The 13,766-nt window shown below is 63.4% G+C and carries 7 protein-coding genes and 1 pseudogene; 7 read left to right on the top strand and 1 reads right to left on the bottom strand.

The genetic code is table 11. The features are described from left to right. Positions 1 to 161: 161 nt before the first annotated feature. Positions 162 to 1,616 carry a tRNA uracil 4-sulfurtransferase ThiI gene (gene thiI, locus NUH87_RS15525; protein ID WP_338521407.1) on the top strand — a complete coding sequence of 485 codons (1,455 nt, stop codon included), beginning with the start codon at positions 162 to 164 and terminating at the stop codon, positions 1,614 to 1,616. A 139-nt stretch (positions 1,617 to 1,755) separates the two neighbouring features. Continuing rightward, a complete protein-coding gene (gene typA / locus NUH87_RS15520) occupies positions 1,756 to 3,576 on the top strand; it encodes a translational GTPase TypA (RefSeq protein ID WP_040063516.1) in 1,821 nt (606 codons plus the stop codon). 146 nt (positions 3,577 to 3,722) lie between these two features. Here the strand turns inward: typA and NUH87_RS15515 are convergent, their stop codons facing one another. Beyond that, positions 3,723 to 4,157: a YkgJ family cysteine cluster protein gene (locus NUH87_RS15515; RefSeq protein WP_040063517.1), complete on the bottom strand. Its 435-nt coding sequence runs from the start codon at positions 4,155 to 4,157 to the stop codon at positions 3,723 to 3,725. Between the two features lie 265 nt (positions 4,158 to 4,422). Between NUH87_RS15515 and NUH87_RS15510 the strand changes: the two genes are divergently transcribed. The 5 genes and pseudogenes from NUH87_RS15510 to NUH87_RS15485 all read left to right on the top strand — a co-directional run bounded on the left by NUH87_RS15510 (position 4,423) and on the right by NUH87_RS15485 (position 13,752). Next, positions 4,423 to 6,873, top strand: a complete 2,451-nt coding sequence (locus NUH87_RS15510; protein ID WP_040063518.1) for a glycogen/starch/alpha-glucan phosphorylase — start codon at positions 4,423 to 4,425, stop codon at positions 6,871 to 6,873. Positions 6,874 to 6,968: 95 nt separating this feature from the next. Continuing rightward, on the top strand, positions 6,969 to 10,610 hold the full coding sequence (locus NUH87_RS15505; RefSeq protein WP_338521402.1) for a DUF2339 domain-containing protein: 3,642 nt from the start codon (positions 6,969 to 6,971) through the stop codon (positions 10,608 to 10,610). Between the two features lie 32 nt (positions 10,611 to 10,642). Continuing rightward, positions 10,643 to 11,970, top strand: a pseudogene (locus tag NUH87_RS31295) (DUF3999 domain-containing protein). A 164-nt stretch (positions 11,971 to 12,134) separates the two neighbouring features. Continuing rightward, positions 12,135 to 13,145, top strand: coding sequence for a class 1 fructose-bisphosphatase (locus NUH87_RS15490; RefSeq protein ID WP_040063521.1), 1,011 nt, complete (start codon positions 12,135 to 12,137; stop codon positions 13,143 to 13,145). A 4-nt stretch (positions 13,146 to 13,149) separates the two neighbouring features. After that, the gene (locus tag NUH87_RS15485; RefSeq protein WP_338521397.1) at positions 13,150 to 13,752 is read left to right on the top strand and encodes a DUF924 family protein; all 603 of its coding nucleotides are present in this window, start codon (positions 13,150 to 13,152) and stop codon (positions 13,750 to 13,752) included. Positions 13,753 to 13,766 lie beyond the last annotated feature (14 nt).

Below are 13,766 nucleotides of genomic sequence, written 5' to 3'. Positions count from 1 at the left end.
GATTTTCGGGTATTTGCCGCACCAATATGGTTCTCGAATAATTGTGAATGACCCGTTTTGGTGCGTTCAAAACCATCTGCACAATAACTGGTTAAACCTTGAGCAATTTCCGCTATAATCCGCGCCCCCCTTTTTCGGCCGGCCCTTCGCGCGCTGTTTTCATGAAACTTATCGTAAAAGTCTTCCCCGAAATCACCATTAAAAGCCGCCCTGTCCGGACGAAATTCATCCGCCAGCTGGCCAAGAACATCCGTACCGTGCTCCGCGACCTGGACCCGGACGTGGTGGTGAACGGCGTGTGGGACAACCTCGAGCTGGAAACCGCGCTGAGCGAGCCCAAGGCCTTGCAGGAGCTGACCGAGCGCCTGTGCTGCATGCCGGGCATCGCGCATTTCCTGCAGGTCGACGAATACCCGCTGGGCGACTTCGACGACATCACCGCCAAGTGCAAGCAGCACTTCGGCGCGGCCCTGCCCGGGAAGATCTTTTCGGTGCGCTGCAAGCGGGCCGGCAAGCACAGCTTCACCTCGATGGAAGTGGAGAAATATGTCGGCAGCCAGTTGCGCCGACAGTGCAATGCCGCCGGGATTTCCCTCAAGGCGCCGGAAATCGAAGTGCGGATGGAAATTCGCGACCAACGGTTGTTTGTCATCCACAGCCAGCACAATGGCCTGGGCGGTTACCCGCTGGGTTCCATCGAGCAGACGCTGGTGCTGATGTCCGGCGGTTTCGACTCTACCGTGGCCGCCTATCAGATGATGCGCCGTGGCCTGATGACCCACTTCTGCTTCTTCAACCTCGGTGGCCGCGCCCACGAGCTGGGGGTGATGGAAGTCGCCCACTACCTGTGGAAGAAGTACGGCAGCTCCCAGCGGGTGCTGTTCGTCAGCGTACCGTTCGAGGAAGTGCTGGGAGAAATTCTCGGCAAAGTCGATAACAGTCATATGGGCGTAGTATTGAAGCGTATGATGTTGCGCGCGGCCTCGATCATGGCCGATCGACTGCACATCGATGCGCTGGTCACCGGCGAGGCGATCTCCCAGGTGTCCAGCCAGACGCTGCCGAACCTGTCGGTGATCGACTGCGTGACCGAGAAGCTGGTGATCCGTCCGCTGATCGCCAGCCACAAGCAGGACATCATCAACCTGGCGAACGAGATCGGCACGGCCGACTTCGCCAAGCATATGCCGGAATATTGCGGGGTCATTTCGGTGAACCCCAAGACCCACGCCAAGCGCAACCGCGTGGAGTACGAAGAACAGCAGTTCGACATGGCGATTCTCGAGCGGGCGCTCGAGCGGGCCAAACTGGTGCCGATCGATCGGGTCATCGACGAACTGGGCCAGGATTTGCAGATCGAAGAAGTCAGCGAGGCGCTGGCCGGTCATATCGTGATCGACATCCGTCACCCGGATGCTCAGGAAGACGACCCGCTGGAGATCGCTGGCATCGAGGTACAAGCGATGCCGTTTTATGCACTGAACGCTCGTTTCAAGGAACTGGACCCTACTCGCCAGTACCTGTTGTATTGCGACAAAGGCGTGATGAGTCGCCTGCATGCTCACCATTTGCTCAGTGAGGGGCATGCCAATGTGCGCGTTTATCGACCGAGCTAAGTGCCCGGGGCTGTTTGCCTGTGGCTTGCGTCACCGGCCCCCCGACGCCGCCGTCAAGCTGTAACGGCAAAGCCTGACTCTACTGTAAATCGCTGCCAAGACTTGTCAGCACACCGAATCCTCTGATCGAGATACACAAGTGATCGAAAATCTACGCAACATCGCCATCATTGCCCACGTTGACCATGGTAAGACCACCCTGGTAGACAAACTCCTGCGTCAATCCGGCACCCTGGAGCGCAACGAGCTCAACGACGAGCGCGTGATGGACTCCAACGACCAGGAAAAAGAGCGCGGTATTACCATCCTGGCGAAAAACACCGCCATCAACTGGAACGGCTACCACATCAACATCGTGGACACCCCGGGCCACGCCGACTTCGGTGGTGAAGTAGAGCGCGTGATGTCGATGGTCGACTCCGTGCTGCTGCTGGTTGACGCTCAAGACGGCCCTATGCCGCAAACCCGTTTCGTGACCAAGAAGGCGTTCGAAGCCGGCCTGCGTCCAATCGTGTGCATCAACAAGGTTGACCGTCCAGGCGCGCGTCCGGACTGGGTTCTGGACCAGATCTTCGACCTGTTCGACAACCTGGGTGCCACCGAAGAACAGCTGGACTTCAAAGTCGTCTACGCCTCGGCCCTGAACGGTATTGCCGGTCTGGACCACAACGAAATGGCTGACGACATGACCCCGCTGTACCAGTCGATCGTCGACAACGTACCGGCGCCGGCTGTTGACCGTGACGGTCCGTTCCAGATGCAGATCTCCGCGCTGGACTACAACAGCTTCCTGGGTGTTATCGGCGTTGGCCGTATTGCCCGTGGTCGCGTCAAGCCGAACACCCCGGTTGTTGCTATCAGCGCCGACGGCAAGAAGCGCAACGGTCGTATCCTGAAGCTGATGGGTCACCACGGTCTGCACCGTGTGGACGTTGAAGAAGCTGCTGCAGGCGACATCGTGTGCATCAGCGGTATGGACGAGCTGTTCATTTCCGACACCCTGTGCCAACTGGACACCCCGGAGGCGATGAAGCCTCTGACCGTTGACGAGCCAACCGTTTCCATGACCTTCCAGGTAAACGACTCGCCTTTCTGCGGTAAAGAAGGCAAGTTCGTGACCTCCCGTAACATCAAGGAGCGTCTGGACAAAGAGCTGCTGTACAACGTTGCACTGCGCGTTGAAGAAGGCGACTCGGCTGACAAGTTCAAGGTTTCCGGCCGTGGTGAGCTGCACCTCTCGGTACTGATCGAGACCATGCGTCGCGAAGGCTTCGAAATGGCTGTAGGCCGTCCGGAAGTGATCATCCGTCTGGTTGACGGCGTGAAGCACGAACCGTACGAAAACGTCACTATCGACCTGCCGGAAGAATCCCAGGGCAAGGTGATGGAAGAGATGGGTCTGCGTAAAGGCGATCTGACCAACATGGTGCCGGATGGCAAGGGCCGTGTACGTCTGGAATACAACATCCCTGCTCGTGGTCTGATCGGTTTCCGTAACCAGTTCCTGACCCTGACCAACGGTGCTGGCATCCTGACTTCGATCTTCGACCGTTACGACGTGATGAAGTCCGGCGACATGTCCGGCCGTCAGAACGGCGTTCTGGTTTCGGTTGAAACCGGCAAGGCACTGACCTATTCCCTGGAAACCCTGCAGGCGCGCGGCAAGCTGTTCGTCGAGCACGGCCAGGAAATCTACAACGGTCAGATCGTTGGTCTGAACAGCCGTGACAACGACCTGGGCGTGAACCCTACCAAGGGCAAGAAGCTCGACAACATGCGGGCTTCGGGTAAAGACGAAACCATCGCCCTGGTTCCACCTGTTCGCTTCACCCTGGAACAGGCCCTGGAATTCATCCAGGACGACGAGCTGTGCGAAGTCACTCCTAAGTCCATCCGTCTTCGCAAGAAGATCCTGGACGAAAGCGAGCGTACCCGCGCTGCCAAGAAAGCCAAGGCTTGATCGTTTAGCCCCGGCTGAATAAAAAACGCCCCCGACCGCAAGGTCGGGGGCGTTTTTGTTTGTGCTGTTTATCTGTTGTCGCCGAGGTGGCGAGTGCTATTCAGTAAAGGCGGTTTGAAGCCAAGCCCACTCGCCACAGGTTCTGGTCAGAAGTTGTACAGTGTCTTGTCCGGTGCCTGGCGTTCCGGGGCCTTCGGCTTGTAGGCGCAATAGCCCGGGCGTGGCCCGATTTTTGGATGGTTTCGGCAGGTGTCCGGGCGTTTGTCGTAGATGGTGCACAACCGCGACTTGCGATCCAGGTACAGGCAATCGTTGTTGCTCATGCGCTGCAAGGTGAAGATCTCGGACTTCTGGTTGTAACGCTCGACGATCCCTTCCTTCTGCAGGCGCTTGGCGATGTTCTTCGGCGGGTCGCCACGCTCGAACTCGTCGACGATGCCGATGCGGATCAGGTCCTTGATCTTCACTTCCACCGGCAAGGTGCAGCAACTGGACATGCAGCCGCCGCACATATGACTGGAGTATTTCTGCCAGGTTTCGAGACGGTCGAGTTCCGCGGCGGCGATCAAGGTGGGTTTCATCGGGGCGTTGTCCAGGGTGTATCAGGGCGCGCGATGATACCGGGGCTGGTGGATTTGTGAACAACCTTTTGACGGTTTTTTATACAAGCGCGCCTTTGCAGGGAGATTTCCACATGACTGCATTCTTTTGGGGCAATACTGGCTCGGCGGTTTTTCCCGCGGCCATCTGCAAAAAACGCCGAACCCGCACGGCTGCCTTGGGTCGAACCGTCTAGGCTCAGAAGGCCCGTCTTTCCAATCCTCCATCTCGCTAGAGGTTGTATCGATGTCTCAGGAACCGCTAGTCCGTGAAGCCGAGGTCGCCGCCTTTCGCGAGGCTGTCCTCGCCAAACTTACATACGCGGTGGGCAAGGACCCGGACCACGCGTTTGATCATGACTGGTTCGAGGCTATCGCCTTGGCCGCCCGCGACCATATGGTCGAACACTGGATGGACCACACGCGACAGATTTATCGCAAGGGCCAGAAGCGGGTGTATTACCTGTCCCTGGAGTTCCTCATCGGCCGGCTGCTGTACGACAGCCTGAGCAACCTCGGCCTGCTGGAGGTGGCCCGGGAGGCGTTGGTGGAGCTGGGCGTGGACCTGGAACGCATCCGCCTGCTGGAGCCCGATGCGGCCCTGGGCAACGGTGGCCTGGGGCGCCTGGCGGCCTGCTTCATGGAAAGCATGTCGACCCTCGGGATCGCCGGTCACGGCTATGGCATTCGCTACGAGCACGGCTTGTTCCGCCAGGCCGTCGTCGATGGCTGGCAGCAGGAACAGACCGAGAACTGGCTGGACTTCGGCAACCCCTGGGAGTTCGAGCGCGCCGAAGTGATCTATCCCGTCGGTTTCGGCGGCCAGGTGCAGACCGTCACCGATGCCAACGGCGCGAGCCGCCAGGTCTGGACGCCGTCGGAAACCGTGCGGGCGGTGGCCTATGACACGCCAGTGGTGGGGTGGCGCGGGGCCAGTGTGAACACCCTGCGCCTGTGGCGGGCGCGGGCGATGGAGGATCTGCACCTGGAGCGCTTCAATGCCGGCGACCACCTCGGCGCGGTGGCCGAGGTGGCGCGGGCCGAGAGCATTTCCCGGGTCCTGTACCCGGCCGACAGTACCGAGGCCGGCCAGGAGCTGCGACTGCGCCAGGAATACTTCTTTGTCTCCGCCTCGTTGCAGGACCTGCTGCGCCGGCACAAGAACATGCACGACTCGGTGCTCAGCCTTGGCGAGCATGCGGCGATCCAGCTCAACGACACCCACCCCTCGATTGCCGTGGCCGAGTTGATGCGCCAACTGGTCGACCTGCACGATATCGCCTGGGATGCGGCCTGGCAGATCACCGTGGAAACCCTCTCCTACACCAACCACACGCTGCTGCCCGAAGCCCTGGAAACCTGGCCGGTGGGCCTGATGGAACGCATGCTGCCGCGGCATATGCAGATCATCTACCTGATCAACGCCCAGCACATCGATTCGCTGCGGGCCAAGGGCATTCACGATTTCGACGTGCTGCGCGCGGTGTCGCTGATCGAGGAGGACAACGGCCGGCGGGTGCGCATGGGCAACCTGGCGTTCCTCGGTTCCCACAGTGTCAACGGCGTTTCCGGCCTGCATACCCAGCTGATGCGCAGCACGGTGTTTTCCGAACTGCACAAGCTCTATCCGGAGCGGATCAATAACAAGACCAACGGCATCACCTTCCGCCGCTGGCTGTACCAGGCCAACCCGAAACTCACGGCGATGATGGTCGATGCGCTGGGGCCGGAGCTGCTCGATAACCCCGAGCAACTGTTGCAGGGCCTGGAGCCCTTTGCCGAGAAGGCCGGTTTTCGCAAGCAGTTCGCCGAACAGCGCCTGCACAGCAAGCGGGCCCTGGCGGCCTTGATCCATGAGCGGCTGGGGATCGCCATCAACCCGGCGGCGATGTTCGACGTGCAGGTCAAGCGGATCCACGAGTACAAGCGCCAGTTGCTCAACCTGCTGCATACCGTGGCCCTGTACCAGGCGATCCGTGCCGAGCCGGAAACCGACTGGGTGCCGCGGGTGAAGATCTTCGCCGGCAAGGCGGCGGCCAGCTATCACCAGGCCAAGCTGATCATCAAGCTGGCCAACGATATCGCCCGCACGGTGAACCACGACCCTACCGTACGCGGCCTGCTCAAGGTGGTGTTCCTGCCCAACTACAACGTCAGCCTGGCGGAAAGCATCATCCCGGCGGCGGACCTGTCGGAGCAGATTTCCACCGCGGGTTTCGAGGCCTCGGGCACCAGCAACATGAAGTTCGGTCTCAACGGCGCGCTGACCATCGGCACCCTGGACGGGGCCAACGTCGAGATGTGCGAGCGGGTGGGCGAGGAGCATATGTTCATCTTCGGCCTCGGCGCCCGGCAGGTGGAGTCGCGCAGGCGCAACGGCGAGTTCAGCGCGGCGGCGGATGTGGCCGCCTCCCATCGGCTCAACGATGTGCTGCAGGCCATTCGCGGCGGGGTGTTTTCACCGGACGATCCGGCGCGCTACGTCGGGCTGGTGGATTCGCTGATCGACTATGACCGCTTCCTGGTCTGCGCCGATTTCGATTCCTACTGGAGCGCCCAGGCCCGGGTCGAAGCCCATTGGAACGACTCCAAGGAATGGTGGCGTTCTGCCGTACTCAACAGTGCGCGGATGGGCTGGTTTTCCTCGGACCGGACGATTCGTGAGTACGCCACTGAAATCTGGAAGGCATTGGAGTAACTTTTTGCGGCAAGTTGTGCGTCCGGCCCCACTTTCCGGGGGCCGGATCGATATACTACGCGGCATCTTTCGGACGCCGCATAGGGATATCGCGCATGCAATGGATTCTGATGCTGGTGGGCCTGGCATTGGGCTGGCTGGTGGACTCGGTGTTCACCGATGCCTTGATCGGTGCCCTGCTGGGCCTGGGCATCGGCCAGACCTTTCGCCTGATGAGCCTGGGCCGGCAGACCGCCGAGCAGGTGGTTCAACTGGAGCAGGCGCGAAAAGCCCTGGCGAGCGTCGAGCAGCGGCTGCATCAGCTCGAAGTCGCCGTCACCCGAACACCTGAACAGCCTGTGGCCCCGACGCTCGCCGACGTGGCGCCCGAGGTTGCCGCGCCAGCGTCGCCAAGCGTCGCCGAACAGGCGCCTGCGGAACAAGCCCCCGAGCCGGTCCCGGAAGCCCTGGGCGTCGTTCCCGAACTGGTCTGGGAACTGCCGACCGAACTCCAGGCGCCCGCACGCGAAACGCCGCAGCCCGAAAGCGTCCACGCCGAGGTCGATGCCTGGGCGCCGGAACCGATCATCGCCCAATCCCGCGAGCCACAAGCGCCTCGCGTTCCTCGCGAACCCAACCTGATCGAACGTGCCCTGGCCGGTGCCCGCGACTGGCTGTTCGGCGGCAACACGGTGTTGCGCGTCGGCGTGCTCCTGTTGTTCCTCGGCCTGGCTTTCCTGCTGCGCTATGCCACCGAAGGCATGGTGGTGCCCATCGAGGCGCGCTACGCCGGGGTCGCCGCCTGCGCCCTGGGCCTGCTCGGGCTCGGTTGGTGGCTGCGCCTGCGCAACAGCAACTACGCCTTGATGCTGCAAGGCACCGGGATCGCGGTGCTGTACCTGACGGTCTTCGCCGCCATGCGCCTGCATCCGCTGCTCGACCCTTCGGCGGCCCTGGGCCTGCTGGTGGCGGTCACCGTGTTCTCGGCGATCCTCGCGGTCACCCAGGACGCCCTTGGCCTGGCCGCCGCCGCGGCGCTGGGCGGTTTCGCCGCGCCGATCCTGACCTCCACCGGCAGCGGCAACCACGTGGCGTTGTTCAGCTACTTCGCCATGCTGAACGCCGGCATCCTGGCCATTGCCTGGTTCAAGGCCTGGCGTCTGCTCAACCTGATCGGTTTTGTCGGCACCTTCGGCATCGGTTTCGCCTGGGGCCTGCGTTCGTATAAACCGGAGTTGCTGTGGAGCACCGAACCTTTCCTGGTGCTGTTCTTCCTGATGTACCTGGCGATCGGCCTGCTGTTCGCCCGGCGTAAATTGCGCGAGCTGGCCGCCGGTCCCGAGGACGACAGTCGTGATGCGCTGCTGCGCTGGTCGGCGCGCCAGGGCGACTATGTCGACGGCGTCATGCTGTTCGGGCCGCCGCTGGTGGGTTTCGGTCTGCAATTCGCCGTGGTCCGGCACCTGGAGTTCGCGGCGGCCTTCAGCGCCTTGGCCCTGGGTATCATCTACATGGGGCTGGCGCGGATCCTGGCCGGCGGTCGCGCCTTGCTGTTGGGGGAAACCTGTCTGGCCCTGGGGGTGATCTTCGCCAGCCTGGCAATCCCGCTGGGCCTGGATGCCCGCTGGACTTCGGCGGCCTGGGCGGTGGAAGGTGCAGGGATCTTCTGGCTCGGCGTACGCCAGCAACGGCCGTTCGCCCGGGCGTTTGCCCTGTTGTTGCAGATCGGCGCGGCGCTGGCGTTTCTCGGCAAACTGCAGGTCGGGGAAATCAGCCTGCTGGACGGCGCACCGCTGGGTGCCTTGCTGCTGGGCGGGTCCTTGTTGTTCAGCTTCCAGCAATTGCGCAAGGCCGTGCCTGAACAGCTCTCCGCCTGGGAGCGCCACCTGGCACCGCTGCTGGCCTGCGGCGGCCTGACCTTCCTCTACCTGCTGGCACCGCTGTTCTTCTCCACCCAGGGTACCTCCATCAGTTGGGCGCTGGCCGGGCTGGCGACCCTGTTTGTCGGCCTGCGCCTGCAATCGCGCAGTTTCCTGTTCAGTGCCTTTGCCGTGCAACTGCTCGGTGGCGCCCTGTTCCTGCTGCGGCTGCATGGCGCCGAGGGCGGCTCGACGGCGGTGTTCAATGCCGGCTGGAACGGCCTGATGAGTGCGTCGCTGATCGGCCTGTCACTGATCGCCGGGATGCTGCTGGCGGCCCGCGACGAGATGGTGCGCAACGATGTGCGCCTGCTGCGCAGCCTTTCGGTGGTGTTGCTGGCGGGGCTGGTGCTGATCAATCTCGCGGTGCTGTTCGTCCTGCCCTGGGAAACCGCCAGCGGGGTCTGGGCGGCCAGCGGCTTGTTGATCATCTGGCTGAGCCTGTACTTGCAGCAACGGGTGAGTTTCGTCTTCGGCCTGCTGTTGCAGGTGATCGGCGGCACGGCGTTCCTGCTGGCCGAGCCGGAGCTGTTCCGCGCGCTGTCCGCCGAGGGCTTGCGGCCATTGGCCCACAGCGGCTTCTGGACACCGATGGTGCTGAGCCTGGCGGCCATGATCGGCGCCTGGCGCTTGCAGCGCGGAACCCCGGCCGCGGCATTCGAGGCCCTGAGCCTGGCGGGGCTGTCCACTGTCCTGCTGATCTGGGGCGCATTGTGGTGGGCGTTGGCCTGGGTCAGCGAAGTGCTGCGCTTCGTCCCGGCGCATCTCCAGGCCCAGGCATTGCTGGGGCTGGCGGTGCTCAGCGTGGTGCTCTGGACGCCGTTGGCGGCGCGGCTGAACTGGCCGACGCTGGGCCGGCTCTGCACCTTGCTGACGCCGGTGGCGGTGGTGGTGCTCTATGGCGCCTGGTACCCGGCTTATCACCCGGCGGCCGATTACGGCTGGCTGGCCTGGGCGGCGGTGTTCGTCGTGCATCTGCTGTCCTTGCGCCGCCTGGCGCCGATCCTGCCCGCCCGGGCCATGAGCTATGCCCATGTGCTGGGTTGCTGGCTGATCCTCGGCGTGCTGGCGCTGGAGCTGCGTTTTGGCCTGATGAGCCTGTCCGAGCATTACAACGCCTGGCGCTGGCTGGGCTGGGCGATCCTACCGAGCCTCTATCTGGTGCTGATGGCCGCGCCGCGCCAATGGCCATGGCCGGTGGCGGCCTTCCCGCGCGAATATCGCCTGTACGCCGCCTTGCCCCTGGCCGTACTGATGCTGGCCTGGTTCTGGCTGGCGAACACTTTCAGCGACGGCCAGGCCGAGCCGCTGCCGTACGTGCCGCTGCTCAACCCGTTGGAGCTGGGCCTGATGTTCGCCCTGCTGGGGATCTACCTCTGGTCGCAGAGCGCCGTGGCGCAGTGGGCGCTTCGCCGTGACTACGCGCAGCTGGTCACCCAGGCCGTGGCCGGGCTTTCGTTGTTCGCCTTCGTGACCGCGCTGGTGATGCGCGCCGCGCACCATTGGGGCGGCGTGCCGTTCAACCTGGATGACTTGCTGGCGTCGATGCTGGTGCAGGCCGGCCTGTCGATTGCCTGGACCCTGATTGCCCTGGGCCTGATGATCGGCGGCCATCTGCGCCATCGTCGCGAGGTCTGGCTGGTGGGGGCGGCGCTGATCGCCGTGGTGGTCGCCAAGCTGTTCTTCGTCGAGTTGAGCAACCGTGGCGGACTGGCGCGGATCGTCTCGTTCATCGGCGTGGGCGTGCTGTTGCTGGTGGTCGGCTACTTTGCGCCGCTGCCGCCGAAACGTCCGGAGCCAAAGCCCGGGCAAGCGGAAACTGAAGGAGTGTCGTCTTGATTGGCAAATCACGCCCGTGCTGGTTGGGCATCATGGGGCTGTGCGTGGCGCTGTCGGCGCTGGCCCAGGAAAAACCGACGGACTACAGCACCCAGGTGCCCCTGAGCCTGAGTGGCGAGGGGCCCTGGTATCGCCTGGAGTTGCCGCTGAGCCTGCAGTTGAATGCGCGCCAGTCCGACCTGAGCGATGTACGGGTGTTCAATGCCGCCGGTGAGCCCCAGGCCTACGCCCTGGCGCGGGAACAGGCGCAGGCTACGCAGAGCCACAGCCTGACGGATGTGAAGTGGTTCCCGCTGTACAACTCGGCCGATGCGCCCCAGGCCACGCCGAGCGTGCGGGTCCAGTCGTCGGCCAATGGCACCCTGGTCGAGGTCAGCCCCACGGGTCAGCAGGCAGCCGGTGAAGAAGTGCTGCGCGGCTGGCTGCTGGATGCCAGCGCGATCAAGGCGCCGTTGCAGCAGCTTGTTTTGGATTGGAGTAGCGATCGCGACGGCTTCCAGCGTTTCAGCATCGAGGCCAGTGACGACTTGCAGCACTGGCAGGCCTGGGGCGACGGGCAGGTGGCGCGCCTGTCCTTTGCCGACGAACGGGTGGAGCAGCATGAAGTCGCCTTGCCGGGGCAGTCGGCGCGCTACCTGCGCCTGTTGTGGCAGTCGCCGCAGGCGGCGCCGGCGCTCAGTTCCGCACGGTTGGCCAGCTCCACCACCAGCAGCCTGCCCTTGCCGCTGGCATGGTCGCAGCCGCTGGCCGGCAGCAGTGCCAAGCCCGGCGAATACACCTGGCAGTTGCCGCTCGGCCTGCCCTTGAACAGGTGCGGGTCGAGCTGGCGCAGGCCAACAGCCTGGCGCCGGTGACCCTGTACGGGCGCCAGGACGGCAATGCGCCCTGGCAGACGCTGGGCAGCGGTTTGCTCTATCGCCTGACCCAGAACGGCCAGGACGTGGTCCAGGACCAGTTGCAGTTGCCCGGCCATGCCGTCGCGCAATTGAAGCTGGTGGTCGACCAGCGCGGCGGTGGCCTGGGGGCGCAGGCGCCGACCTTGCGTTTCGCGGTGCGCAGCACGCAGTTGGTGTTCCTGGCCCGTGGCGAACCGCCGTTTTCCCTGGCGCTGGGCAACCCGACGGTCAAGGCGGCGAACCTGTCGTTGTCGACCCTGATCCCCGATTACAGCCCGCAGCGCCTGGCGGGGTTGGGCAAGGCCACGGCCAGCGGCGGCGCGGTGGCGACGCTGCAGCCGCCGGTGGTGGCGGTGGCGCCGGGTCCCGACTGGAAGAAGATCGGCCTGTGGGCGGTCCTGCTGCTGGGGGTGGCGGCCTTGGCCGGGATGGCGTTCAGCTTGTTGCGCAAGCCGCAGGTGTAGGCGCCTGGCAAGGACCGGGGCAGGCCATTTCTGGCGTTTTTTTGAACTAGGCTTGATCCGGTCCCTGAACTCTCCGTGTCAGAACTCGGTCTGATAGGAGGCAATACCTGTCGACTCGCGTTAAACTGCGCGGGTTTTCAGCCCCCCCATTTCCGGAGCCATCCATGTCCCGCGTTACCCTGAGTCGCTATTTGATTGAGCAGACCCGCAGCAACAACACGCCTGCCGATCTGCGTTTCCTGATCGAAGTGGTCGCGCGTGCGTGCAAGGAAATCAGCCATGCCGTCTCCAAGGGCGCGCTGGGCGGGGTTCTGGGCAGCATGGGCACCGAGAACGTGCAGGGCGAAGTCCAGAAGAAACTCGACGTGCTGTCCAACGAGATCCTGCTCGAAGCCAACGAGTGGGGCGGTCACCTGGCCGGCATGGCGTCCGAAGAAATGGACAATGCCTACCAGATCCCCGGCAAATACCCGAAAGGCGCCTACCTGCTGGTCTTCGACCCGCTGGACGGTTCGTCGAACATCGATATCAACGCACCGGTCGGTACCATCTTCTCGGTGCTGCGTTGCCCGAACGAATACCTGAGCCAGAACGAAGCCTTGAACGAAAAGGCCTTCCTGCAGCCAGGTACCCAACAGGTAGCCGCCGGTTATGCCATCTACGGCCCGCAGACCATGCTGGTGCTGACCCTGGGCGATGGCGTGAAAGGCTTTACCCTTGACCGTGAAATGGGCAGTTTCGTGCTGACCCATGAAGACATCAAGATCCCGACCTCCACTCAGGAATTCGCGATCAACATGTCCAACCAGCGTCACTGGGAAGCTCCGGTACAACGCTACGTCAGCGAACTGCTGGCCGGCGAAGAAGGCCCGCTGAAAAAGAACTACAACATGCGCTGGGTCGCCGCGATGGTGGCGGACGTGCACCGTATCCTGACCCGTGGCGGCTTGTTCATGTACCCGCGTGACAGCCGCGAGCCGTCCAAGCCGGGCAAGCTGCGCCTGATGTACGAAGCCAACCCGATGTCGTTCCTGGTGGAACAGGCGGGCGGTGCGTCCACCGACGGCCACCAGCGCATCCTCGACATCCAGCCTGAAGGCCTGCACCAGCGTGTCGCGGTGTTCCTCGGCTCCAAGGAAGAAGTGGCGCGGGTCACCGACTACCACAAGGGCTGAACCCATGCCCGCGCCCTGGCAGCCCTTGCTTGAGTGGTGGTTCGGTTCAGCCGAGACGCTCGCCGCGATGGTGGCTGACAAGGGCCGCTTGTGGTTCGGCAAGCGCGACAGCCAGGACCTTGAAGCGCGCCAGCGTTTCGGGGTTCAGGTCGAGCAGGCACTGGCCGGCGGATTGGTCGAGTGGACGCAATGTCCCGAAGGCTGGCTGGCCGTGGTGATCCTGCTCGATCAACTGCCGCGGATGATCTTCCGTGAAACCCCCAAGGCTTTTTCCGGTGATGCCCGCGCCCAGGCGCTGGTGGCGCAGGGGATTGCCGCGGACTTCGATCGGCGGCTGTCGGCGATGCAGCGGGTGTTTGTCTACCTGGTGCTCGAGCACTGCGAGAACCTGGCGGTGCAGAACGAGGCGGTGTCGCGCTATGCGGCGTTGCAGCAGGAGCAGCCGGAGGCGGATCGGGCGGTATTTGCCGATCATCTGGACTATGCCGAACGGCATCACAGGATCATTGCCCGGTTCGGGCGCTTTCCCCATCGCAATGCGATTCTCGGGCGTGAATCCACGGCTGAGGAAGTGGCGTTCCTGCGCGAGCCCGGTTCGGGTTTCTAGATCTTCTGGCTGAC

The organism is Pseudomonas batumici (assembly GCF_036585405.1).
GTDB classification, from domain to species: domain Bacteria; phylum Pseudomonadota; class Gammaproteobacteria; order Pseudomonadales; family Pseudomonadaceae; genus Aquipseudomonas; species Aquipseudomonas batumici.
The sequence above is the reverse complement of the archived record's forward strand: the minus strand, read 5'-3'. Positions and strand labels throughout refer to the sequence as shown.